Below are 24,942 nucleotides of genomic sequence, written 5' to 3' on the forward strand. Positions count from 1 at the left end.
ATTCGGTGGACGCCGAAATAATGAGGCGGTAATTTCGGAAGGTCATAGACCCACACGAGACACCTTACCATGAGCCTCACCGTCGGTTACGCCCGCGTTTCATCCTCCGGCCAATCCCTCGAAGTTCAGGAGGAGCAGCTTCGCGCCGCAGGCTGCACAGAGCTATTCGCAGAGAAGAAGTCCGGGACCACCACGGACGGACGCGAGCAGCTTGAAGCCGCCCTCAAGTTCGTCCGTAAAGGCGACATATTCGTAGTGACCCGCCTCGACCGCCTCGCCCGCTCAATTACGGACCTCCGCCAGATCATTGACCGTCTGACTGAAAAGCAGGTGGACTTCCGGTGTCTCCAGCAAAGCGGGCTCGACACCACGAAGGCCGAGGGGCGGCTGATGCTTAACATCCTCGCCAGCTTCGCTGAGTTTGAAACCGAACTGCGCAAGGAGCGCCAGCGCGAGGGTATCGACAAGGCTAAAGCCGCTGGTGTCTACAAAGGACGTCCCAAGACCATTGACGCCGAACAAGTCAAAGCGCTCCGTGACGCGGGCGTCGGTGGTACGGAAATCGCCAAGCGTCTGGGTATCGCCCGCGCGTCCGTCTACCGGATGCTGACGGGGTCGCAATAAAACCCTTCGAGCTTAAATCGCATAAGCCTAAGAGACGTTTCGCAGCCCTCCGCTCCTATGTCCGGAGAAAATGTCAAGTTTGCAGGGTAGCCCAGAAGGTCTAGCCGTCACGACATTTCGCTCCCATTTAGCAGTAACGTCGAGTGCAAATTTCCCATTTTTTGCCAGATTGATCCTCACCAGTCAAATTGCCGAAGCTCGGAAGACATGAAACCGAAAATTCTTGATTGCAAGACACGAAGATATTTTCAAGTTTAATGATAGCTACTTCACCTTCACCAAAAAATAGGAGGGCATACTTATCCCAAGCACTATAATTGAAAGATTTTGTGGCTCTATTTAGCTCACTTCCGAGCAAGAAGGTCACCCGCATGTCGTACCAGTCAGATTGCCCGTAACTGACATCGTACCTCACCTTGGCAGCGGTCGTGACCTCGGCTCCCGCTGGTGAAGCGACCGTCGCCATAGCGAGTAGTGCCAGTACAAACGCTCTCATAATCTCCCCCTAATGAAACCATCCAGACAATCACATCTCAGCGTTGCATTCAGTTGTGGCACGACAGTTTGAGTCCGGCAAGGTCGTATTGACGTTCGATCATTGGGTCACCGCCCCTGCCGGACAAGCGCGATTGTCAGCCCCTTCATAGTCAAGTCATCCGGGTCATTCGCCATCTGTGCCGCGAACGCCCCAAGGTCGCCACCGCATCCTTCGATAGCGTCCAGCCATGAATTGATCATGTGGTCGCGCTGAGCCGCCGAAACCAATTCCGGACGGTGGATCAGGAATGTCTGATAGTGGGCCTCCTCCGTGGCGACGCTCACTCGACGCGCGGCACAGTCCATCGTCTTGTTGTACTCCCCCGGATGCGCCTTCATGCGCTCGACCAGCTTCGCCTTCTCCGTTGCTATTTGCTCGCGCCAGACAGCCTCTTCGGCGGCTTCACGCTCGCGCTGTTCCTGCGGGCTTTCGCATCCGTACAGGGCGGCAAAAAAACCACCAACCATCAGCAAGCCAACCACATACCGTTTCTTCATAGGAATACCCTTTCCAAAAGCAACGGTTACAGAGCGGGACGGCAATCGGCACAAGGGTGAATTCCACCTGAGACCGCAGCCGTCCACAGACGGCTTCTCCTGAATTATCTGCAATAACCCCTAGACTTGCGAGTTATCCACATGGTATCATAGTATGTCCGGACGATATAACTCCCTCGAAGCCTACCTTGACGTAGCATGGAGACATCCCCGGCTCACTATAACCCCCTTATGAAATGACTACCCACTCTCTCAGCTCTGTACCGGGTCCTCGTGCGTACCCCGCGTACATAACCGCCAGAACGCACCGCGAAAAGCTCATCGAAGGCTACGCTGATCTTTACAAGCAGAACGGAGCTACCCACGCACTGACCATTGCGTTGGGCCTTCATCCCCGGCGGTTTGATCCGGAAACGGAGCTTCTTCCTCAACTTCGCCGGATCGCCAGAGAGATCGCAGATCAGCTCCGTGACGTCCCAAAACGAAAGCTCATGAGATTACGTCCGGAAGACGCGGTGTTCATGGCTGGTTTCTACGAGCCCAAAGATGGGGCGGGCGAATTGTACCCACACTTTCATGGTGTCATCTCCCTTCGGGAGGGTGAGGAGCGTTTGCTCCGGAGCGTCCTCACCGAGACCGTGGGAGCCGACAGCTCTCAGCCGAGTTCTTTGCTGGTTCCTCCGTCACGGCCCGTCATATCGACGCCGCGCGCGAAACCTAGCTTTGACCTGCAACCACTGACGGAAGACGCCAGGTATATTCGGTATGCCACTAAACAGGTCCAAGGGTTAGACGTCACCCATTGGACCATAGCCGACATACTGAGCCACCGCTAAGCCAAGTATCAGAAAACCAAAGAACCTACGACCTTACGACCCCACGACCCCACGACCCCACGACCCTACGACCCTACGACCCTACGACCCTACGACCCTACGACCCTACGACCCCAAAAAAAAGATCAATCAAAGAAAAGCAACCCCAAGAAGTGTCTTGAAGCTTCGCGGGTCAAAATTCCTCTGAAACGTCCGAACCGCCTCGCGTGCGAGGGCAGGTGGCTCAGAGGTCCCGGTGGTGGATTTGCCATAGCCGGTGTTCCGGAAACGAAGGACACAACGTTTTCCGAGACTGCTAGAGCGCGGTCAGCCGACAGTGTCACGCACCACGCGCCCGTCATTAATGACCCGGAGACCCACCGACTTGGGTCGCGATGGCCTCGGTTCAAAACCGAGCGCCAATTTAAGTCATGTCTAAAACACAAACGAAAGCCATCAAAATGAACAACGAAACGATCACCTCTCAATACCTGAACGCCAAACAAGCCGCACGCTTCACAAACCTCTCCACACAAAGCCTCTACAAGTTCGATAAGCAAGGAAAGGGACCAATCAAGATCAAGGTAGGCGGACGGGTCCTCTTCGATAAGAACGACCTCACAGCTTGGATGGACGCACAGAAGATCAAGCACTAAGACACATCATAAAACAGACAGGGAATGCCGCTCGATAAACGGACGGTATTCCCTCCCACCCTTCACCGGGACCATGACGATCAATCGTGTCTCTGGAATAACCGAGGTCTTAGACGTCTCGACTGCCCTGTCACCCGGTTGCCTTATGTGGGGACTGGGAAATAGGTCACCTCCCTTATATAAGGCTCGCATGAATATGATGCTCGGCCTGTCGGTGGTGACAGCCACGATCACCGCAGCCGCTTAGAAGGTTCCGGGGTCAGAATGCGATAAGGTCGCGACCCGCTACAGCGTCCCTCTCACCCCAGCGATGGCTCCGGAAGCCTGAAACCGTACAATAGCGAACAATAGCGAACGATTTTACCACATACGTTTAATAATTGTCAGTTCTTACAATATCTGACTACAGCTTACCGCCTGGCCCCCATTTCCAGTTTTTGCTGGCTGGGGACGGGTCTTAGAGGGCGCGCAACCCATACAAAACAAGTCAGGTGCGACGGCATAAGGACCCACGGTGTAGGCACAGACCAGCCCCTTTGCGCCGCTGAAAGTCTCTTTCCTGCGCCGCACGTTTTTCGGTTCTCTTACCCCTCGACCGCGACTCAACAGGATCGTCGCGCCGTCGGTGGTGGACATCCGGACAGAAGCTACCCCCAGCGCCACAGCAGATAGGTGGCAGGCAGTAGCAATAGCCATGACGGATTTGGCTGCGAAACCAGCGGCAACAGACCGCCAAGCACCAGCAACACGACATAACCTGCGATTTTGAGCTGTTGCCGCTTCATGACCTCCCCCGGACAGGTTGGCAGGTTACCCACACTGGCGCGAATTTGTCCACAGAACGTTAACGCCGCAGCGCGTCACTCCAGATTGACTCTGTCAATCAATGAGAACAAATTAAGAACACTCACGGAGAAGTCAGATGCAACAGCCCACCGAACTCGAACGCCTTGTGTCCGCTCTTGAAGGTCAGTGGTTAAAAAGGACGAAGTTAGAAGACCTCCCGCCATCATCCCGGTTACGCTGCACCTGTCGCACATGCGGCAAGTCTCGAACAGAGTCCGTCGGGCTTATGGTTCGCGGGCCTCGCCTCGGCAGGGTCACTGTCGGCGACTTGGAGACGCTCCTGACCTGTCACAGCCCGAAATGCGGCGGGGCTCTGGACATGGCACTGGCATATGAACGCGCGGGCTTAACCTCTCTTCCTTTGAATTATGGTCGCCTCCACTGATGACCCCGGAGCCAAATTGAAGCGCACCCCTCAAGATGAAGCCTTTCGGCTCCGGTTTCTCGCCGTGGTTCATGACGCTATGGCCTCACGTCAGAAAGAGCTGGGAAGCACAGGCCAGGTTCATTGCGAACGTGCCCGCAAGCTCCGGATACATGCCGATTTGATCGAGCAGGGCGTGATTACCGCTCGCCCGCTCCAAACACCGTCGCCGTGACTCAGGGAAGCTCGCTGGCGGCGGTCGGGAGGTTTTAGGTGGCGATGTACCGCCGGAGCAGTTTGCCCGCCTGTGACCATCAGGTGAGTCGCCACGGGGCATAGGTGTCAGGCCGACGATCTAACGCGGGCGGCACACCTCTCCCCAACGAGTCAAAGTTGACTTTCTCACTCATGAAGCCGATCATCTTCACAGTCAGATATGGGGGATGTGATGATAGAGTTCCTGTTTAGCTTTCAGGGCCGGGTTCGGCGCAGAGACTACTGTCTGTTCAATCTCGCACTATTCATACTAGTGTGCTGCATCACCGCCCCGGAACTTGCACAGGTTGACAAACTATCCAGCCTCCTGCGCATCCTGAGCACGGGCTATCACGACTTCTATGCGTACTTAGGTCGCATCCTTGACAGGCTCTTAGCGCCTCTGGCCGTTGCACCCGGATGGCTAAAGATGACCATCGGTTATGCGTGCTTCGGCGCAATAGCGTGGGTGCGCCTCGCTTTGGCGGTTAAACGCTGGCATGACCGAGACAAGTCCGGGTACTGGGTTCTCATTGAGTTGCTGCCGGTGGTAGGCCTTATATGGTCATTTATCCAGACCATCATTCTGCCGGGCACGGTTGGCGACAACCAATATGGACCTGACCCTAAAGCTCAAGGTACAACAGAGGGTGGCGATGCTCATATCCCCGCCCGGTACATATGACCTTGTAAAGCGTACTTAGCAGAGCGCTGAGATAGTACCCTTCCGGTCAGCGACAGGCTTGCTGTGCCGTGACTCAGGGACGCACGCTGACGGTGATCGGCGTGATTTTTGATGGTTGAGTACCGTCGGACCATTTTGCCCGCCTAGAGCGTTCTGGCAGCTTTTTCCGAAGACTTTTATGCCGCGAGGCAAGGAATCGCATCCGCATCCAGATGCAGCGAGCCGAATCTGAGGGCGGTTCGAGCGCCCGTACCGAGCTTGAAGCGGTGTACCCAGCCCGTGAGGCGACACAAAAACTGTCACACAAACTGTCACACAGCGCAGGCTAGATGAGGTCTATATAATTGATTTTATTTACAAAAAGAAGAAACGACGGAGACTGATCGCAGCTCCGCCGTCCTTTACTGTGTCGTTTGAGAGTTTACGACTTCTTCCACAGGCTTTCAATCGCCTCAAGGGTCCGGCCCTTGGTTTCCGGCACGAACTTCCACACGAAGACCGCTGCCAGCACCGAGAAGGCCGCATAGATGTAGTAGTTGAGGCCGTGGTTGAAGGTGGCGTTCAGCGTGCTGTCGCCATCAATCACCTTGAATGACCAGGTGACGATGTAGTTCGAAATCCACTGGGCCGCCACGGCGATGGCCATGGCCTTGCCCTTGATGGAGTTGGGGAACATTTCGGCCAGCAGCACCCACACGACCGGGCCCCACGACAGGGCGAAACCGGCGATGTACAGCATAGCGGCGTACAGCAGCAGCGTGCCTTCCTGCTTCTGCTGGAACAGGATGCCGAGCGCGGCCATCGACACGGCCATGACCAGAGCGCCGAGGATCAGCAGCGGCTTGCGGCCCCAGTGATCGACGGTGAAGGTCGCCACCAGCGTGAACACCACATTGGCCGCACCGACCAGCACGGTCTGGAACAGGGCCTGATCGGTGCCCGACCCGATATTCTTGAACATCAGCGGCGCGTAATAGAGCACGGCATTGATACCGACGAACTGCTGGAACACCGACAGCAGCACACCGACCACGACGACACCGACGCCGAACGAGAACAGCTTGCCCGAATGTTCGCTGAGCGAGCCGCGGATTTCGTCCATGGTCGCCTGCGCTTCCTGCGGGTCGTTCAACTCGCTGAGCAGCTTGCGCGCCTTGTCTTCCTTCTGCTTCATCACGTACCAGCGCGGCGTGTCGGGCATCAGGAAGGCCGCCAGGAAGAACAGGGCCGCCGGAATACCCGCCGAAGCCAGCATGTAGCGCCAGCCGGTCGAAAGCACCCACTCGTCCGTGCCGGATTCGGCGATCTTCAGATTGACGAAATAGACCAGCAGCATACCGCCGACGATGGCGATTTGCTGAAAGGTAATCAGCAGGCCACGCTGCTTCGCCGGGGCGATTTCTGCGATGTACAGCGGCGAAATCAGCGACGCCATGCCGATGGCGACCCCGCCGATAAAGCGGTAGATCATGAACGGCGTCAGGCCCTCAACCCCCAGCCCCCCGATCGGTGCCAGACCCAGTTCCGGATAGCCCGACAGGATCGACGAGGCGAAGAACAGAAACGCGGCAATCAGCATCCCGGCGCGACGGCCAAGCGAGGTGGACAGCGGCCCGGCGATCAGCGAGCCCAGCACGCAGCCCAGAAGTGCAATGCCAATGGCCGTACCGGCCAGAGAGTTGCGCGCCACCTCGGTGAGGTCGGTACGCGGCGTGACGAAGTTATGGACGATGGCTTCTTCGGCGCCGGAAATCACGGCGGTGTCGTAGCCGAACAGGAGGCCGCCCAGAGCCGCGCCGATGGCGAGCCCCATGACCAGCCCCATATTCACTTTTCCAAGTGATGAGGACATTCAATTTTCCCTTCCCTGAGTGCAATCGAAGGATTGCAGACGTGTGACGCCTTCCGCTCTCTGGTCCCTGTGTATCGTTGGTGGTCGGGTGTGGCGGATAGGCGTAATGAAACTGAACCGCGCGCAGCGACTCGTAAAGGCCGCTCTCTCAAAAAGTGAGACAGGGTCTTGGCGCACCGCGCCGCGGGCGTAGTTAATGTGCCTTAAATTTTCAGTCTGGCAAGCAAAAAGCTGATAGCGCTACCATGCTTGGGCCGAATTCTACCGCAAAAATGCTGCGCAACATCCCTCCTCCCTGTTGCGCAGCAACAGGGAGGAGGTTGCGGTTATAGCGGAATGATTTCTCTTGGAATCATTCCGCTCAAGCCGCCATTGAGGCGGCGGCCAAGGTGGCGCGAGCCACCGCCCGGCGAGGGGCAAGCAGAAATCCTGATCATGATGTTTTATCAAAACATCATGATCAGTGGTTATGCCGCGGCATCTTGTCGGCAATCTTCGTGTATTTCAGCGCCGGTTCCATCACCGCGCCCGTGTGCAGTTGCCCCACGGTCTGGCGATAGATTTCCTGCCACATGGTCATGGACTCCGGATAGGCCGGGACACCGTCGGCCTTGCGCTTTTCGATCTCTTCGGCGGAGACCAGCATGTCGCAGGCCCCCGTATTGATGTCGATGCGGATGGTATCGCCAGTGCGCAGCCAGGCCAGCCCGCCACCCACCGCGCTTTCGGGCGAGGCGTTGAGGATGGAAGGCGAATCCGCCGTCCCCGACTGACGCCCGTCGCCGATGGTTGGCAGCGAGGTGATGCCCTTTTTCAACAGCGCGTCGGGCGGCTGCATATTGACCACTTCGGCCGACCCCGGCCAGCCGACCGGGCCGGAGCCACGGATGACCAGAATACAGTGCGCGTCAATATTCAGCGCCGGGTCGTTGATGCGCTCGTGATAGCCGGTCGAGCCATCAAAGACGATGGCGCGGCCTTCGAACACGCCTTCGCGGCCGGGTTCGGACAGGTAGCGCTGACGGAATTCGGGCGAAATCACGCTCGTCTTCATGATGGCGAAGTCGAACAGATTGCCCTTGAGCACCAGGAAGCCCGCCCGCTCCATCAGCGGCTCGGCCACGGTGCGGATCATTTCGCGGTCGCGGGTTTCGCGGCCTTCGACATTTTCGGCAATCGTCTTGCCGGTAATCGTCGCCGCCGTGCCGTCCAGCATCCCGGCCTTCAACAGCTCGACATGGATAGCCGGGACGCCGCCCGCGCGGTGGAAACGCTCACCCAGATACTTGCCCGCCGGCTGCATGTTGAGGATCAGCGGGATGTCATAGGCCGCCATCCAGTCTTCCGGCGTCAGCTCGACCCCGGCGTGGCGCGCCATGGCCACGATGTGCGGCTGGGCATTGGTCGAACCACCCAGCGCCGCCACCGCCGCAATGGCGTTGAGGAAAGAGGCCTTGGTCAGGATTTTTGAGGGTTTAAGGTCCTCATAGGCCATTTCGACGATGCGGCGGCCCGTCTCATAGGCCATCTGCCCACGCTCCCGATAGGGTGCCGGAATGGCCGAGCAGCCGGGCAGCGACAGGCCCAGTGTTTCGGCCACGGCATTCATGGTCGAGGCTGTGCCCATGGTGTTGCAATGCCCCGCCGACGGGGCCGAGGCACAGGCGGCTTCGAGGAATTCGTCTTCGGTGATTTCACCGGCGGCCAGCTTGCGGCGTGAGCGCCAGATGACGGTGCCGGAACCGACCAGATCGCCGTCGTGCCAGCCATCCAGCATCGGCCCGCCCGACAGCACAATGGCCGGAATATCAACGGCCGTGGCGGCCATAATGCCCGCCGGCGTGGTCTTGTCGCATCCGGTCGTCAGCACCACCGCATCGAGCGGATAGCCGTGCAGGATTTCCACCAGCGTCATGAAGCTGAGGTTGCGATCGACGGCAGCCGTCGGACGGCGACAGTTTTCAAAGATGGGGTGGCAGGGAAATTCCATGCAGATGCCGCCCGCATCGCGGATGCCTTCGCGCACGCGCTGGGCCAGATCGAGGTGGATGCGGTTGCACGGGCTGAGGTCCGACCCCGATTGCGCGATACCGATAATGGGCCGCCCCGACCGCAGTTCCTGCGGCGTGATGCCATAGTTCATGAAGCGCTCCAGATAGAGCGCCGCCATGTCGATATGGCCGGGGGCTTCGAACCATTCCTGCGAACGGAAACGGCCATTGGGGGTCGCGGGTTTACGGCTCATGGATTGCCCTCAGAGGAAGTTTATTTCGTTTTGCGGCTGACCCGCTACGTCGCTGCGGAAGTTGAACAGACCACCCGCCAGCGGCTGCGATTTCAGATCATCGGCGCTCAAGCCCTTGGCGGCGGTCGTCGCATAGACGGTTTTCAGGTCGCGGCCGCCAAAGGCGATCTTCGTGACGTTCGACACCGGTAGATCGACCTTGCGGATCAGAGTCCCATCCGGCGCATAGACATGCACGCCCCAGCCGAAGAACAGCCCGACCCACACCTGACCCTGGCTATCGACGATCGGGCCGTCCATATAGCCTTCGCCGTGCGCGCCGGTTTTGCCCCCGATTTTGCCCATGGCGTCCAGTTGCGCGAACAGGCGCTTGTTATGGATGTCGCCGTGGTCGTCGAGATCGAAGGCATAGATGTGCTTTTTCAGCGTGTCGTTGTGATAGAGGGTCTTACCGTCGGGGCTGACCGCCGGGCCATTGGTGATGACATAGTCGTCGTCCATAACTTTCAGACCTCGCGCATCGTAGCGGTAGAGGCGACCGGTGGGCTTTTCCTCATCATCGTCCATCGAGCCGAACCACAGGCGGCCCTTGGCATCGACAAAGCCGTCATTGAGACGGTTGGTCGGCAGGCCCGGTTCAACATGGCTCAGCAGGGTAAAGGTGCCGGTTTTGGGGGCGAAATCGTAGAGGCCCGTCTTGCAGCCGACGACAAAGCCGCCGCGTGTTTTGGGAGCGAGGAAGCCCGGCTCGGACGGGGCGAGGAAGGACTGATGCGAACCGATGTCGGGATCATAGCGGTGGACGCGCTTTTGTTTGATATCGACGAACCACAGGGCGTGATCGCGCGCCGACCATACGGGCCCTTCGCCCAGCGTGGCCTTGAGGTCGAGAACACAGGTGGGGTGGAAGAGCTGGGTCATCTGTATCTCCCGCCTCCCCTGCAAGCCCTTGGGCTTGCAGGGGAGGTGAATTCGCTTATCGCCAACCGGCGTCGATCCAGTAGCCGTGGCCGGTGCACAGGGCCGCGTCGTCAGAAGCGAGGAACAGGGCCAGAGAGGCCACGTGCTGCGGCTCGATACGGCCATCGAGGCACTGGGCTTCGACGATCTGACGCTCGCCTTCGGGCGTGTACCACTTCATCTGGCGCGGCGTTTTGACATTGCCGGGGATGATGGTGGTGACGCGGATATTGTCGCGGCCCAGTTCGCGGGCCAGAGCGCGCGTCATGCCTTCGATACCGGCCTTGGCCGTTTCATAGAGCGTCAGGTCGGGCAGACCGAGGTGCCAAGAGATCGAGCCGAAATTGATGATGGCCCCGCCGCCCGCCGCCTTCATGCCCGGCGCAATGGCGCGGGTAACCATCAGCATATGCTTGAGGTTGACGCCGATATTCTTGTCGAAAAATTCCGACGTGATTTCCGCCAGCGAATGACGGTCGTCGCGCGCCGCATTGTTGAGTAGGATGGTCACCGGACCGTCCGCCTGAATGGTGGCCAGCACCTTTTCCAGCGCCGGCGTATCGGTCAGATCGCACTGATGAAACACAGGCGCGACGCCCAGAACACCGGTGTCAATGGTGGCGGAGACTTCATCGACCAGGTCGATGAAGTGCACCTTCGCCCCTTGATTGACGAAGGCCTTGACCAGCCCTCCGCCGATACCCGACCCCCCGCCGGTGATGAGAACCTTACGCCCTTTCAGGCTCGGATAGATGGCAGACGACATGTCTTCAGAACTTTCTACAAACAAACACCAAGGGGCACCCGGAAACGGTTTCTGCGTTTCTTATAAAGGATGCACGTTTAATTACATCTAGGCCGCATCGGCCTTGGCCGTTTCGACCTTCAGCAGACCCCGCGAGACGAGGTTCTGCATCAGGGCGACGATACCAAAGGTCCAGGCGCGTGCGTCTTTTGAGGTGGTGACGCGGTTTTCCAGCGTACCGAGCTTTGGCGAAGTGACGGTGACGATGTCGCCGACCTTGTGCGTGAAGCCGCGACCCGGCGTGTCGCGGTCCTGCGTCGGGGCAAACAGCGTGCCCAGCATCAGGACGAAACCGTCGGGATAGTGGTGCTCGCTCAGCGCCTGACGGATCAGCTCCAGCGGATCACGGCTGATCTGATCCATCGAGGAACGGCCTTCCAGCACATAGCCTTCCGGCCCGTCGATGCGCAGATCGAGCACGGCGGAACGCACATCCTCAATCGTGAAGCCTTCGTCGAACAGGCGAATGAACGGCCCCAGCGCGCACGAGGCGTTGTTGTCCTTGGCCTTGCCCAGCAGGAGCGCCGAGCGGCCTTCGAAGCAGCGCAGATTGACGTCGTTACCGAGCGTCGCCCCCAGCGCGCGACCCTTCGGATCGACGACCATCACCACTTCGGGCTCAGGGTTGTTCCATGTCGAGTCGGAGCGCACGCCGACCTCTTCGCCCCAGCCCACCGACGACAGGACCGGCGATTTGGTGAAGACTTCGGCGTCAGGACCGATGGCGACTTCGAGATATTGCGACCACAGGCCGTCGGCGATCAGCGCCTCTTTCAACTTGGCCGCCGCTTCGGTCCCCGGCACGACCGAGCGGATATCGCCGCCGACGCGGGCGGCCAGATCATCGCGAATGGCCTGCGCCTTGTTATAATCGCCGCGCGCGCGTTCTTCGATGACGCGCTCGACCGCCGACACGGCAAAGGTGACGCCCGCCGCCTTGACCACCTGAAGGTCGATGGGCGACAGCAGGGTCGATTTCCCTTCCCACGCCTTCTGGAAGGCAAAGTCTTCCAGCTTGCCAAGGCTCTTGCCGCCAGCGGGGACGCCCTTTTCCGGCCAGTTCGCCAGAAGCTGCGCCACGGTCGGGGCCACCGCGCTCATGTCGAACACCTCGCCCCCCTTGACCAGAACCGGGGTCGGGCCTTCGGGCAGAAGGATGCGGCCCACCAGCGTGGCCTCACGCCAATCTACCGGAAGCATGGCGGCGGGGAGGAAATCGGTCATGGTGACGCACCTTTGCTTTTACGAATCGTCCGGACAGCCGGAAAGAAGGGACTCTGCTCAACCTGTAGCGTCCGGCCACTAACCACCGGACTTTTTTGTATTTTTTTCCACACGGCCTCGCGCGCAACCGTGGTTACGCGGTTAAGCTGTTATGATACCGCTACCATTTCCAGCAGAAGTAGTCACTTGTCAAGAGGCGACACCCTTCGGGTTACATTTTTCGGCCCTCAGTCCGTCGCGTCTTCGCCCGGTGCCGAAGAGGACTGCCGCTCAATGATCGCGAAGTCGCGGATTTCATGCACGGGTGCATAGGGCTGACCCGAACGGCGCGTGCGAATCTGCTCCAGCAGCATCTTCAGCCCCAGCGACGCCATGTCGGAAATCGGCTGACGCACGGTGGTCAGTTCCGGCCACACGGACGAGGCCATGGACGTATCGTCAAAGCCCACAATGGTCACATCTCTGGGCACATCGAGGCCCAGCCGGTGAGCCGAAGCCACCGCACCGGCGGCCATATCGTCGTTGGAGGCAAACAGCGCCGTCGGGCGCTCATCGCGCATCAGCAGGCTTTCGGCGGCATCGAAGCCCGAGCGATAGGTGAAATAACCCTGCCCGATCAGCTTGTCTTCCGGCGTCAGCCCGGCCTTGGTGAGGGCCGCGATGTAGCCCTCATGCCGCAACTGGCTGTAATAGGAGTTGGGGTTGCCCTTGATAAAGCCGATACGGCGGTGGCCCAGCGCGATCAGGCGCTGCGTCATGGCGAAGGCCGCCTTGAAATCGTCGATGGAGACGCTGGCCGCATCCGGCGACGGGCGCGACGTCGCCACACCGACAAACGGCAGGCCCATCTCGCGCAGGGCCTTGGCCACGCGGGTGGAATCCGACAGAGGCGGCGGCAGGACCACGCCATCGACGCCCAGCGATTTCAGCTTGTCCAACACATCGGCCACGCCTTCGGGGCCTTCGCAGCTTTCGATGATCAACTGACAGCCGCTTTGCGAGCTCTGGTGCAGTATGCCCAGCAGCAGTTCCGACAGGAAAGACATGGAGGGGTTGGAATAGATCAGGGCGATGCGCGACGAATCCTGAGAGGCCAGAGAGCGCGCCGCCATATTCGGCGAATAGTTCAGCGCTTCGATAGCTTCGGCCACCTTTTTGCGCGTCTCTTCGCGGACGTTCTTCTCACCATTGATGACGCGCGACACGGTCATCGGCGACACGCCGACGTGCCGGGCCACATCATGGATGGTGACGATGTTGCCGCCGCGACGACTGACCTTACGCGCCAATGCTTTACCCCTTGAGTGCCGCGCCCCAGGACGCTGAATCGGATACAATCGTACAAGTGTCGCACGCTAAAGCGGCAAAGGTAAAGAGGGACAGGCGCTTTGTTTTTATTGGCAAAATAAATTGTCACTTGAAAAAAAGTAAGCGCTGTCATAAGCCTGATCGACGACCTCGACCGCAAAACAGAAGCGAGGCGAACAGGGAAGACAGCCAGATGACCGCCCCGACTCTGACAGGTGATGGCGACTCGATCGCAGTGACCGACGCCCGAGTCATGGTAATAATTTTCAGCAAGAATCCAGTGGAGACCGCCCGATGAAACTGACATCCCTGCGCCTGACCGCCGGTCTGCTGGCCCTGACGCTGCCCCTGACGTCCCCTCTGACGGCTGAGGCCGCGCCGCGCTTTGCCGCCATCTTCGGTGACCACGCTGTGTTGCAAAGAGAGGCCCCGGTGCGGGTGTGGGGCTTTGCCGATAAGGGCGAAACGGTCACCCTGCGCATCGCCGGTCAGACGGCGACCGCAACGGCTGACGCTTCAGGCCGCTGGGAGGCGACCCTGGCCCCCCTGCCCGCAGGCGGACCTTACGAGCTAAGCCTGTCGGGTGGTGCGACGCTGAAGGACGTTCTGGTGGGCGACGTGTTCCTGTGTTCGGGGCAATCGAACATGGAATTCACCACCAAATACGCCACCAATGCCTATAACGAGATCCTCAACTCGGCCAATGACCGCATCCGCTTCGTCACGGTCGAAAAGGACGCGCAGCCCGCCGGCCCGCTGAGCGACCTGCCGAAATCACCGGCGTGGCGCGCGGTCGGACCCGAAACGACCGGCGATACCTCCGCCGTCTGCTACTACATGTCGAAAGCGCTGGCGGCGAAGACCGGTGTGCCCATCGGCATGATCCATTCGTCGTGGGGCGGCACCATGATCCAGTCGTGGCTGAGCCAATCGACCCTGCATCAGCTCAAAAGCTATGATACCGGCCTTGAGACCCTGAAACTCTATGCCCGCGACCCGCAGGCGGCGCAAAAGGGCTGGCAGAAGGTGACGCAAGCCTGGTGGGATACCCACGAACCGCAGGCGGCCGAAAAGCGCCAGTGGGCAAACGTGGCCTATGACGACCGCGACTGGAAGATCATGGACACGACGCGCTTCTGGGAAGAGTCGGGCGACCCGGCCCTTGCGGGCTTTGACGGCGTGGTGTGGTATCGCAGCGAGATCACCCTGACCGCCGCGCAGGCCAGATCGGCCACCACGCTGGTGCTGGGGGCGGTGGACGATGCCGATACCACCTTCCTCAATGGTCAGGTCATAGGCTCAGGCGAAGGGTGGAACACGCCGCGCCGCTATGACATCCCTAAGGGCGTGCTAAAAGCCGGGCGCAATGTCATAGCCCTGCGCGCCGTCGATACGGGCGGCGGTGGCGGCCTGTGGGGCGACCCCAAACCGCGCGGTCTTTACCTCAGCGATGGCAAAATTATTCAAATTCCGGAAAAATGGAAATACAAGATTTCCACGCCTATGTCGGCCCTTAGCGATGTGCCGACCACACCGTGGCTGCCCACCTCCGGGCTGGCGACCCTGTATAACGGTATGATCGCGCCGATCGCGCCCTACACGCTCAAGGGTGTGGCCTGGTATCAGGGCGAATCCAATGCCAGCAATGCCAGGGAATACAGCCGTTTGCTGCCCGCTTTATTCGCCGACTGGCGCGCCAGCTTCCGGCAACCCGATCTTCCCGTCGTTGTCGTGCAACTGGCCAATTTCGGGCCGGTGGTGAACGGCCCGGCCCCGTCGCAATGGGCGGCCTTACGCGAATCCCAGCGCCTCAGCGTCAAGGCCGACGCGAAGACCGCTCTGGCCGTCAGCCTCGATGTGGGCGACCGCACCGACATCCATCCGACACAGAAAAAGGTGGTGGGTGAGCGCGTGGCACTGGGGATGCGCAAGGCCGCCTATGGCGAAGCGGTCGCCCTGTCGCCCGAACCCGTCTCGGCCACGCGCCGCGGCGCGGATGTGGTAATCCGGTTCCGCGACACGGGCGGCAAGCTCCTCACCTATTCGTCGGATCAGGCCATCGGTTTTGAAGCCTGCGACGGTGCCTGCCGCTATGTCAGTGCGACGGTCGAAGGCGATGCGGTGGTGCTGAAAGGGGCGGCGACGGCGAAGCAGGTCCGCTATGGCTGGGCCGACTCGCCCTACGTCAATCTCTACAACGCCAGCGACCTGCCGGTCGCCCCGTTCCAGATCGACATCCCATAACACCAACGGCCGAAGAGGCTGACTGCATCCGGCCGTTGAATACCCGCTTTCTCCGCAAAAGGACTCCCATGCGCCCTACCCGCCGTCAGATGCTTGGTTCCGCCGCTGCGCTCAGCGGTGCCACCCTCGCCCCCGCCACGCAGGCCGCGACGGCCCCGTTCAAGGCCAGTTGGGAGTCGCTGGGCGACGCCTATGAGACGCCGGACTGGTTCAAGGACGCCAAGCTGGGCCTGTGGTCGCACTGGGGGCCGCAGTGCGTGCCGGAAGCCGGCGACTGGTACGGACGGCAGATGTATATGCAGGGCAATCCCTATTACGACCTGCATGTGCAACGTTATGGCCATCCGGCGCATCATGGCTTTATGGAGATCATCAACGACTGGAAGGTCACGGAATGGGACCCGGAAGGCCAGATCGCCCTCTATAAGGCCGCCGGTGCCAAATACTTTGTGTCGATGGCCAATCACCACGACAATCTCGACATGTTCGATTCGAAGTTCCACAAATGGAATTCCCTGAACGTCGGCCCGAAGATGGATATTGTCGGCCGCTGGGCAAAGGTGGCGCGCGCCGCCGGTCTGCGATTTGGCGTGTCCAACCACGCCGCCCACGCTTGGCACTGGTGGCAGACGGCCTATGGCTACGATCCGGAAGGGCCGATGCGCGGCGTGCGCTATGACGCGGCGCGCCTGACGAAGGCCGATGGCAAGGGCAAATGGTGGGACGGCCTCGACCCGCAGGACCTTTATACCGGTCCGGCCGGGGACATGGTACCGCCCGACGGTCTGACCACGATCAAGGCGATGAACGACTATCACGATCAGCATTCGGGTCAGTGGCTGGAAACGTCGCCCAACGCCTGGTACGCCCGGCAGTGGTTGCTGCGTCAGAACGATCTGGTCGATAAATACCGGCCGGATTTTGTCTATTTCGACAATTACGGCCTGCCGCTGGAGCAGGCGGGGCTCGATGCCACGGCCTATTTCTATAACCAGAACCGCAAATGGAACGGCGGCAAGCTGGAGGCCGTCGTGACCGGCAAGAAGCTGGACGCCAGACAGAAACGCGCCATCGTCGATGATGTCGAGCGCGGCTTTTCTGACCGTCTGCGCGCGGAATACTGGCAGACCTGCACCTGCATCGGCAACTGGCACTACGACCGCGGGCTCTATGAGCGCAATGGATATAAAACCGCCAAGGACGTCATCCAGCGCCTCGGCGATATCGTCGCCAAGAACGGCAATATGTTGCTGTCTATCCCGCAGCGCGGCAATGGTGCCATTGACGAAAAGGAAGTCAAAATCCTTCAGGACATGGCGGCGTGGATGACGGTGAATGGTGAGGCCATCTTTGGCACCCGCGTCTGGACGATCTACGGCGAAGGCCCGGCCCGCTTTGCCGAGGGGATGCAGAACGAACACGCGCAGAAGGGCTTTACCCACGAAGACATCCGCTACACCACCAAGGGCGGGGTGCTCTACGCGCTGGGGCAGGACTGGCCCAACAGCGGGTATATGAGCCTGACGGCCATGGCGCAGGGGTCGGCCCAGCGCAAGGGCACGGTCGAGCGGGTCGAACTGCTGGGCCACGGTCAGCCGCTGGACTTCGGCCTGTCGATCAACGGGCTGAATGTGAAGCTGCCCGACGCGCGCCCGACCTTTACGCCGGTGCTGAAGATATTCGGCACCGGCATAGTATAAAAGGTTATTTCTTGGCCGGCGACAAGGTGCCCTTGGCAAAACCCGCCTTGGCCGCCGGCTCGATCTTCACCTTTGCCGCCTTGGGTTTGCGGATTTCCTTGTTGGATTTCTTTTGTCCTTTAGCCATGGTCGGTGTCCTTATGATTATGGTTATTGCGGATATTGAAAGACGAGCTGGCTGGTTTGCATATCATAGATGCGCGCCTGCGTCGCCCCATGCCAGCGGCTGTGGGCGGGCAGGTGGGCCTTGGCGTGGTCGATAGCCAGATTGAGGTCCGATCCCCACGGCACCGACGTCACTTCGGCGTCTTCGGCATTGAGGAAAAAGATTCGATACATCAGGGCTCTCCCGTAAGCGCACCCCGCAAAGGTCGGGCCTTGCGGATGGGATGCGCGTCAAAGGTGGAGGCGCCGGTTCGACGGGTCGAAACGGCACCGGGCGATCCCCCGCCGGAAAAGACCGAGACCTATCGCCGCCAAATAGAGCCGCAATGAGGCGAAATCCGGCTTTTCCACGACAGAGTCCGATTATGTTACCAAGCCTTACATGCGTCGCGCGCAATCGTGACCGCCTGAGGGCAATTCGTCATTGACCCGGCGGGACCAAATCCCTATGTGTGCGGCCGTTTACCCGCAGCCCTGCCCGCCTCTGGCCTTCCTATAGGAGTTTTTGACCATGACTGATCTTCTTCCCGGTGTAACGGGGGTTCTGGTTCTGGCCGATGGCACCGTGTTTCAGGGCCTGGGCTGTGGCGCGACCGGCGATGCGCTGGGCGAGGTCTGCTTCAATACGGCCATGACCGGCTATCAGGAAATCCTCACCGATCCGTCCTATATGGATCAGATCGTCGCCTTCACCTTCCCGCACGTCGGCAATGTCGGCGTCAATCCGGAAGACGTCGAACAACTGGGCGATGATCCCCGCCGGGCCGCCAGAGGCGCGATTTTCCGCGACCTGCCGACGCCGCCCGCCAACTGGCGCTCGACCCTCAGCTTCGATGCGTGGATGGCCTCGCGCGGCGTCGTGGGCCTCGCCGGGATCGACACGCGCGCGCTGACCAAGCGCATCCGCGAAAAGGGCATGCCGCACGGCGTGATCGCCCACAACCCCGAAGGTCAGTTCGACATCCCCGCCCTGACGCAAAAGGCCGCCGAATGGGCGGGTCTTGTCGGGCTGGATCTGGCCAAGGACGCCACCTCGACCCAGTCGGCGCAATGGACCTCCGACCTGTGGAAGTGGTCCGAAGGCCATAAGGACGGTCAGAAGGCGGACTTCGACGTCGTCGTCATCGACTATGGCGTGAAGCAGAACATCCTGCGCGCCCTGATCAGCGTCGGTGCGGCGGTAAAGATCGTCCCGGCCCAGACGCCGGCCGAAGAGATTCTGGCGATGAAGCCCGATGGCGTGCTGTTGTCCAACGGTCCGGGCGATCCGGCCGCCACCGGGGCCTATGCCGTACCGCAGATTCAGAAGCTGGTCGAAGCCGGTCTGCCGGTCTTTGGCATTTGTCTCGGCCATCAGATGCTGGCTCTGGCGCTGGGGGCGAAGACGCTCAAGATGGAACAGGGCCACCACGGCGCCAACCACCCGGTCAAGGACCTGACCACCAACAAGGTTGAGATCGTTTCGATGAACCACGGCTTTGCGGTCGATCGCGACAGCCTGCCCTCCGGTGTCGTCGAAACCCATGTCTCGCTGTTTGACGGCACCAACTGCGGTATCGCTCTGGCTGGCAAGCCGGTGTTCAGCGTCCAGCACCACCCCGAAGCCTCGCCCGGCCCGGTCGATTCGCTCTATCTGTTCGAGCGTTTTGCGCACTATATGCGCGACGCCAAGGTGGCGGTTTAATTAATGGTGAAATTGCACTAATATCCTATTATGCTCCTCGTGTGATCCCTTTTAAGCGCAATCATCATGCTTAGTGCAATTACTATCCAAAATTTCAAAAGCTATGTGAGCGCGAAGCTTCCGCTTTCGCCGCTTACAGTTCTTATAGGTGCAAACGCATCAGGAAAGAGCAATGCTATTGAAGCAATGCGGCTACTTGCTTGGATGGCACAAGGGCAAAAGCTTTCTGCCATACAATACGCTGTGCAAAATGGCGATAGATTTGTCAGAGGAAATATCAAAGATTTAGGTTACTGTGGAAGTTCTCTATTTGAATTAGGATGCGAGAATAAATCCGAGACATATAATTCATATAAAATACAAATAGAGAGAAGAATAGATGGGCTTCATATAGTAGAAGAAGAATTAACTTCAAATCACACTACGGTCCCGCTTTATCGCTTAGAGCATCCTTCCATTGGGCAGGGCACTGACGTTAGCGTTTCGTACGATAATTTTGCGCGTGGAGGCAAAAAGCCTAAAATTGTTTGCAATGACCAGCTTGCAATTTTAACGCAGTTAACGAGCCCCGCCACATTCAACTCTGAACATAAACAATCTAGAAGACTTATTCCTAGATACACAAAACATTACGAGTCACTTTTGTCTTCCATGTTGTTTCTCGACCCCGTTCCAGCGAAGATGAGAGATTATACATTCCCGTCTGATAGAATATTACAAAGCGACGGATCAAATTTGTCTGGCGTTCTGTTTGATCTATGGAATAGTGAGATGGATCTTGAAGATTTATTAGAATCCGAAAACAATATTCCAGTTGATTTAAAACCAATTCAACGCGACATTATAAGCTTTATACAAAGCCTACCGGAACAAGATATCTCAAAATTAAGCTTTATTCGCGAGCCTCGCGGCGGGGTAATGGTACAACTTACCGAAACCTTCGGCGATGGGGAACGGAATTACGATGCATCATTACTTTCGGATGGAACTTTAAGGGTTCTAGCAATTTCTGCGGCAATGCTATCCGCAATAGAGGGAAGCATTGTAGTTATTGAAGAAATAGACAATGGTGTCCACCCCAGCCGGGCAAAGCATCTTCTGGAAAAAATTCAGCAAATTGCAGAAAAAAGAAATATAAGAGTTCTTCTATCTACCCATAACCCAGCACTTCTAGACGCACTACCCGATTCCGCAATCCCTGACGTTGTTTTTTGCTATAGAAGTAAGGAAAATGGATCAAGTCAATTAATAAAATTAGAGAACATTTCTGATTATCCGGAATTAATAGCTCAGGGCACGCTTGGGCACCTCGTAACCAGCGGCCTACTAGAGCGTTTTGTGAAAAATCATAAAAGTGGATTAGAAAAAAGAAACAATGCTTTGAAATGGCTTTCAGAAATTAGTAATAGAGTCTAACTATGGGAGACATAATACTAATTGACACATCAGTGTACCTGAACGTCTTAGACGTCCCGGGATGGAACCAAGACAGAAATGCTGTTTTAACAGAATTTGCGCATAGAATTAAAAATTCAGATAATTTTTTACTTCCTATGGCAACCATATGGGAAACCGGAAATCATATAGCGGACCTCAAAACTGGTGGCCGACGTAGAGAATATGCTACAAAATTATGCAGAGATGTGCAAAAAGCATTAGACGGCGAAACCCCTTATACTCCAACCCATTTTCCCGAGCGATCCGAATTTGCGCTTTGGCTTCAAAAATTTCCTGAATACGCAATGCGTAACAAATCCGAAATCAAAACTCGAGAAGGTATTAGCTTATCTGATCTGTCCATAATTATGGAATGGGAAAGGATGTGCGAGCTTAGTCAAGCTCAAAGAGTATTGATTTGGTCACTGGATAGCGATTTGTCAGGTTATGATCGAGCCGCCGTTATCTAATCATACGCAAATCTTTTTGCTCCTGCACTTGCATCCCCGTCCTTAAGGCACTAAAGCACCCGCTTAGCCTGAAAACATAACAGAGCCCACAAGGGTTCATCTTCCACCGGACAGAGGCCACACGGCGTTTGCCCGAAACTTTGCGCGCGACCAGACCTGAAGAAAGACAGACATGCCCAAACGTACAGATATCAAGTCCATCCTGATCATCGGCGCGGGGCCCATCGTCATCGGTCAGGCCTGTGAGTTCGACTATTCCGGCGTGCAGGCCTGTAAGGCCCTGCGTCAGGAAGGCTATCGCATCATTCTGGTCAATTCCAACCCGGCCACCATCATGACCGATCCGGACGTGGCCGATGCGACCTATATCGAGCCGATCACCCCGGAATTCGTCGAAAAGATCATCGCCAAGGAGCGCCCGGACGCCCTTCTGCCGACCATGGGTGGTCAGACGGCGCTCAACACCGCGCTGGCGCTCGAAAACAACGGCGTGCTGGCCAAGTACAATGTCGAAATGATCGGCGCCAAGGCCGAGGTCATCGACAAGGCCGAAGACCGTCAGAAGTTCCGCGACGCCATGGACAAGCTGGGGCTTGAATCGGCCAAATCCGCCGTCGCCCATAGCTGGGAAGAGGCGGTTGAGGCGCTGAAGACCATCGGCGGCCTGCCCGCCGTTATCCGCCCGTCGTTTACGCTGGCCGGGACCGGCGGCGGCATCGCCTACAATCAGGAAGAGTTCCGCGACATCGTCACGCGCGGCCTCGACCTCAGCCCCACCACCGAGGTGCTGATCGAAGAGTCGATAGTCGGTTGGAAGGAATACGAGATGGAAGTCGTCCGCGACAAGGCGGACAACTGTATCATCGTCTGTTCCATCGAAAACGTCGATCCGATGGGCGTGCACACCGGCGATTCGATCACGGTCGCCCCGGCCCTGACCCTGACCGACAAGGAATATCAGATCATGCGTTCGGCCTCTCTGGCCGTGCTGCGCGAAATCGGCGTCGAAACCGGCGGCTCGAACGTGCAGTTCGCACTGAACCCGGCCGACGGCCGCATGATCGTCATCGAGATGAACCCGCGCGTGTCACGCTCCTCGGCTCTGGCGTCGAAGGCCACCGGCTTCCCCATCGCCAAGATCGCCGCCAAGCTGGCCGTCGGCTACACGCTGGACGAACTGACCAACGACATCACCAAGGTGACGCCGGCCTCGTTCGAGCCGTCGATTGACTATGTGGTCACCAAGATTCCGCGCTTCGCCTTTGAAAAGTATCCGGGCTCCGAGCCGCTGCTCGGCACCTCGATGAAGTCGGTCGGCGAAGTCATGGCCATCGGCCGCACCTTTTCCGAGTCGGTGCAAAAGGCCCTGCGCGGTCTGGAAACCGGCCTGTCGGGCTTTGATGAGGTCGAAATCCCCGGCGTCGCCGGTGCGACCAGCGTCCACGCCATCAAGGAAGCCGTGGTGCGCGAACTGGGCCGCCCGACGCCGGATCGTCTGCGCGTCATCGCTCAGGCCTTCCGCCACGGCCTCAGCGTCGAAGAGATCAACACGGCCTGTCACTATGAGCCGTGGTTCCTGCGCCAAATCGAAACCATCGTCGCTGAGGAAGCGAAGATCGGTGCGCTGGGCCTGCCGAAGACCGCGCATGAGCTGCGCAAGCTGAAGGCCATGGGCTTCTCCGACGTGCGGCTGGCCAAGTTGACCGGCACCAAGGAAAAAGACGTGCGTGCCGCCCGTCGCGGCCTCAATGTGCGCCCGGTGTTCAAGCGCATCGACACCTGCGCCGCCGAATTCGCCTCATCGACCGCCTACATGTATTCGACCTACGAATCCGGCGCTCTGGGTCAGGTGCCGGAATGCGAAGCCGCGCCGTCCGACCGCAAGAAGGCCATCATCCTGGGCGGCGGGCCGAACCGCATCGGGCAAGGCATCGAGTTCGACTATTGCTGCTGCCACGCGGCCTTTGCCTATAAGGACATGGGCCTTGAAGCCATCATGGTCAACTGTAACCCGGAGACGGTCTCGACCGACTACGACACGTCCGACCGCCTCTATTTCGAGCCGCTGACCGCCGAAGACGTGCTGGAACTGATCGCGGTTGAGCAGTCGAACGGCACGCTGGCCGGTGTGGTGGTGCAGTTCGGCGGCCAGACGCCGCTGAAACTGGCACAGGCGCTGGAAGACGAGGGCATCCCCATCCTCGGCACGTCGCCCGACGCCATTGATCTGGCCGAAGACCGTGAGCGCTTCCAGCAACTGCTGAAAGAGATCAACCTGACCCAGCCGGTCAATGCTATCGCCCGCACGCCGGAAGAGGCCTTCAAGGCGGCGCATGAGGTCGGCTATCCAATCGTCATCCGGCCGTCCTACGTTTTGGGGGGCCGCGCCATGGAAATCATCCGCGACGACGAGCAACTGACCCGCTATGTGCGCGAAGCCGTGCAGGTGTCGGGCGACTCGCCGGTGCTGATCGACCAGTATTTGAGCGCCGCCATCGAAGTCGATGCCGACGCGCTGGCCGATGAAACCGGCGTGTTTGTCGCCGGTATTATGGAGCATATCGAAGAGGCCGGCGTGCACTCCGGCGACTCGGCCTGTTCGCTGCCGCCCTTCTCGCTGAAGCCGGAAACGGTGAAGGAGCTTGAACGTCAGACGGTTGAGCTGGCGAAGGCCCTTAAGGTCAAGGGGCTGATGAACGTGCAGTTCGCCATCATGAACCCCTATACCGACCCGAAGATCTATGTGCTGGAGGTCAATCCGCGCGCCTCACGCACCGTGCCGTTCGTCGCCAAGACGCTGGGCAAGCCGCTGGCCGGGATCGCCGCCAAGGTTATGGCCGGTCAGTCCCTGTCGTCCTTCGGCCTGACGCCGCGCGATTATCGCCACGTGGCGGTCAAGGAAGCCGTCTTCCCGTTCGCGCGCTTTGCCAATGTCGATACGGTGCTTGGGCCTGAGATGCGCTCGACCGGTGAGGTCATGGGCCTCGACTGGGTGCGCGATGGCGAAGAAATGATCGACGCCTTTGCCCGCGCCTTTGCCAAGTCGCAACTGGGCGGTGGCACCAGACTGCCGACATCGGGCAAGGTGTTTGTCTCGGTCAAGGATCAGGACAAGCCGGTGATCGTTGAGGCCATCCGCACCCTGCTCAGCCTCGGCTTCGAGGTGTGCGGCACGGCGGGCACGGCCGACTATCTGGCGGCGCAGGGCGTGAAGATCGACACCATCAAGAAGGTGCTCGAAGGCCGCCCCAACGTGCTGGACGCCATCAAGAATGGCGAGATCGCGCTGGTCTTCAACACCACCGAAGGCAAGCAGGCCCTGCTCGACTCCTTCTCGATCCGCCGCACGACTCTGATGATGAAGATCCCCTACTACACCACGGCCAATGGCGCTGTGGCGGCGGTGCGGGCCATCGCCTCGGGCCTCAAGGGCGAGCTGGACGTCCGCTCCATTCAGGAATACGCGTAACGAAGAAAGCCCCGGTGAAAACCGGGGCTTTCTTCGTTATAGAGCCCCTCTTATACCTCCCCAACTCGTTGGGGAGGGGGACCGCACGAGCCTGCTGAA

The 24,942-nt window shown here is 58.9% G+C and carries 20 protein-coding genes; 9 read left to right on the forward strand and 11 right to left on the reverse strand.

Going from position 1 to position 24,942, the window contains the following annotated elements; all coding sequences use genetic code 11:
• Window positions 1-69 precede the first annotated feature (69 nt).
• On the forward strand, window positions 70-624 hold the full coding sequence (locus EM6_RS06500; RefSeq protein WP_126421186.1) for a recombinase family protein: 555 nt from the start codon (window positions 70-72) through the stop codon (window positions 622-624).
• A 127-nt stretch (window positions 625-751) separates the two neighbouring features.
• Here EM6_RS06500 and EM6_RS06505 read toward each other — a convergent pair whose 3' ends face one another.
• Window positions 752-1,120 carry a hypothetical protein gene (locus tag EM6_RS06505; RefSeq protein WP_126421188.1) on the reverse strand — a complete coding sequence of 123 codons (369 nt, stop codon included), beginning with the start codon at window positions 1,118-1,120 and terminating at the stop codon, window positions 752-754.
• A 107-nt stretch (window positions 1,121-1,227) separates the two neighbouring features.
• On the reverse strand, window positions 1,228-1,659 hold the full coding sequence (locus tag EM6_RS06510; protein ID WP_126421190.1) for a hypothetical protein: 432 nt from the start codon (window positions 1,657-1,659) through the stop codon (window positions 1,228-1,230).
• Window positions 1,660-2,935: 1,276 nt separating this feature from the next.
• On the opposite strand from EM6_RS06510, the gene EM6_RS06515 reads away from it, so the two are divergent.
• Window positions 2,936-3,130: a helix-turn-helix transcriptional regulator gene (locus EM6_RS06515; RefSeq protein WP_172961149.1), complete on the forward strand. Its 195-nt coding sequence runs from the start codon at window positions 2,936-2,938 to the stop codon at window positions 3,128-3,130.
• A gap of 647 nt (window positions 3,131-3,777) precedes the next feature.
• On the opposite strand, the gene EM6_RS17335 is transcribed toward EM6_RS06515, so the two are convergent.
• Window positions 3,778-3,915 carry a hypothetical protein gene (locus EM6_RS17335; RefSeq protein WP_172961150.1) on the reverse strand — a complete coding sequence of 46 codons (138 nt, stop codon included), beginning with the start codon at window positions 3,913-3,915 and terminating at the stop codon, window positions 3,778-3,780.
• Window positions 3,916-4,788: 873 nt separating this feature from the next.
• On the opposite strand from EM6_RS17335, the gene EM6_RS06520 reads away from it, so the two are divergent.
• Window positions 4,789-5,280, forward strand: coding sequence for a DUF805 domain-containing protein (locus EM6_RS06520; RefSeq protein WP_172961151.1), 492 nt, complete (start codon window positions 4,789-4,791; stop codon window positions 5,278-5,280).
• A 421-nt stretch (window positions 5,281-5,701) separates the two neighbouring features.
• Here EM6_RS06520 and xylE read toward each other — a convergent pair whose 3' ends face one another.
• The 6 genes from xylE to EM6_RS06550 all read right to left on the reverse strand — a co-directional run bounded on the left by xylE (window position 5,702) and on the right by EM6_RS06550 (window position 13,655).
• The gene (xylE, locus tag EM6_RS06525) at window positions 5,702-7,132 is read right to left on the reverse strand and encodes a D-xylose transporter XylE (RefSeq protein ID WP_232037008.1); all 1,431 of its coding nucleotides are present in this window, start codon (window positions 7,130-7,132) and stop codon (window positions 5,702-5,704) included.
• Between the two features lie 460 nt (window positions 7,133-7,592).
• Window positions 7,593-9,377 carry an IlvD/Edd family dehydratase gene (locus EM6_RS06530; protein WP_126421196.1) on the reverse strand — a complete coding sequence of 595 codons (1,785 nt, stop codon included), beginning with the start codon at window positions 9,375-9,377 and terminating at the stop codon, window positions 7,593-7,595.
• Between the two features lie 9 nt (window positions 9,378-9,386).
• Window positions 9,387-10,298 carry an SMP-30/gluconolactonase/LRE family protein gene (locus tag EM6_RS06535; protein ID WP_126421198.1) on the reverse strand — a complete coding sequence of 304 codons (912 nt, stop codon included), beginning with the start codon at window positions 10,296-10,298 and terminating at the stop codon, window positions 9,387-9,389.
• 55 nt (window positions 10,299-10,353) lie between these two features.
• Window positions 10,354-11,103, reverse strand: a complete 750-nt coding sequence (locus EM6_RS06540; RefSeq protein WP_126421200.1) for an SDR family NAD(P)-dependent oxidoreductase — start codon at window positions 11,101-11,103, stop codon at window positions 10,354-10,356.
• An 87-nt stretch (window positions 11,104-11,190) separates the two neighbouring features.
• On the reverse strand, window positions 11,191-12,366 hold the full coding sequence (locus tag EM6_RS06545) for a fumarylacetoacetate hydrolase family protein (protein WP_126421202.1): 1,176 nt from the start codon (window positions 12,364-12,366) through the stop codon (window positions 11,191-11,193).
• A 227-nt stretch (window positions 12,367-12,593) separates the two neighbouring features.
• A complete protein-coding gene (locus EM6_RS06550; protein WP_126421204.1) occupies window positions 12,594-13,655 on the reverse strand; it encodes a LacI family DNA-binding transcriptional regulator in 1,062 nt (353 codons plus the stop codon).
• Between the two features lie 313 nt (window positions 13,656-13,968).
• Here EM6_RS06550 and EM6_RS06555 point away from each other — a divergent pair, with 313 nt between their 5' ends.
• The gene (locus EM6_RS06555; protein ID WP_126421206.1) at window positions 13,969-15,918 is read left to right on the forward strand and encodes a sialate O-acetylesterase; all 1,950 of its coding nucleotides are present in this window, start codon (window positions 13,969-13,971) and stop codon (window positions 15,916-15,918) included.
• Window positions 15,919-15,986: 68 nt separating this feature from the next.
• The gene (locus EM6_RS06560) at window positions 15,987-17,618 is read left to right on the forward strand and encodes an alpha-L-fucosidase (protein WP_126421208.1); all 1,632 of its coding nucleotides are present in this window, start codon (window positions 15,987-15,989) and stop codon (window positions 17,616-17,618) included.
• Window positions 17,619-17,622: 4 nt separating this feature from the next.
• Here the strand turns inward: EM6_RS06560 and EM6_RS17565 are convergent, their stop codons facing one another.
• Both EM6_RS17565 and EM6_RS06565 read right to left on the reverse strand, forming a co-directional pair.
• On the reverse strand, window positions 17,623-17,745 hold the full coding sequence (locus tag EM6_RS17565; RefSeq protein WP_232037009.1) for a hypothetical protein: 123 nt from the start codon (window positions 17,743-17,745) through the stop codon (window positions 17,623-17,625).
• A gap of 23 nt (window positions 17,746-17,768) precedes the next feature.
• Window positions 17,769-17,957 carry a hypothetical protein gene (locus tag EM6_RS06565; protein WP_126421210.1) on the reverse strand — a complete coding sequence of 63 codons (189 nt, stop codon included), beginning with the start codon at window positions 17,955-17,957 and terminating at the stop codon, window positions 17,769-17,771.
• A 337-nt stretch (window positions 17,958-18,294) separates the two neighbouring features.
• Here EM6_RS06565 and carA point away from each other — a divergent pair, with 337 nt between their 5' ends.
• The 4 genes from carA (at window position 18,295) to carB (ending at window position 24,843) form a co-directional block, all read left to right on the forward strand.
• On the forward strand, window positions 18,295-19,467 hold the full coding sequence (gene carA, locus EM6_RS06570) for a glutamine-hydrolyzing carbamoyl-phosphate synthase small subunit (RefSeq protein WP_126421212.1): 1,173 nt from the start codon (window positions 18,295-18,297) through the stop codon (window positions 19,465-19,467).
• Window positions 19,468-19,533: 66 nt separating this feature from the next.
• Complete coding sequence (locus EM6_RS06575) at window positions 19,534-20,883, forward strand: AAA family ATPase (RefSeq protein ID WP_126421214.1); 1,350 nt, start codon at window positions 19,534-19,536, stop codon at window positions 20,881-20,883.
• Between the two features lie 32 nt (window positions 20,884-20,915).
• Window positions 20,916-21,374 carry a hypothetical protein gene (locus EM6_RS06580; RefSeq protein WP_126421216.1) on the forward strand — a complete coding sequence of 153 codons (459 nt, stop codon included), beginning with the start codon at window positions 20,916-20,918 and terminating at the stop codon, window positions 21,372-21,374.
• Window positions 21,375-21,546: 172 nt separating this feature from the next.
• Entirely contained in the window at window positions 21,547-24,843 is a 3,297-nt protein-coding gene (carB, locus tag EM6_RS06585; RefSeq protein WP_126421218.1) for a carbamoyl-phosphate synthase large subunit, read from the forward strand.
• Window positions 24,844-24,942: the final 99 nt, after the last annotated feature.

Source organism: Asticcacaulis excentricus (genome assembly GCF_003966695.1).
Lineage (GTDB): Bacteria > Pseudomonadota > Alphaproteobacteria > Caulobacterales > Caulobacteraceae > Asticcacaulis > Asticcacaulis excentricus_A.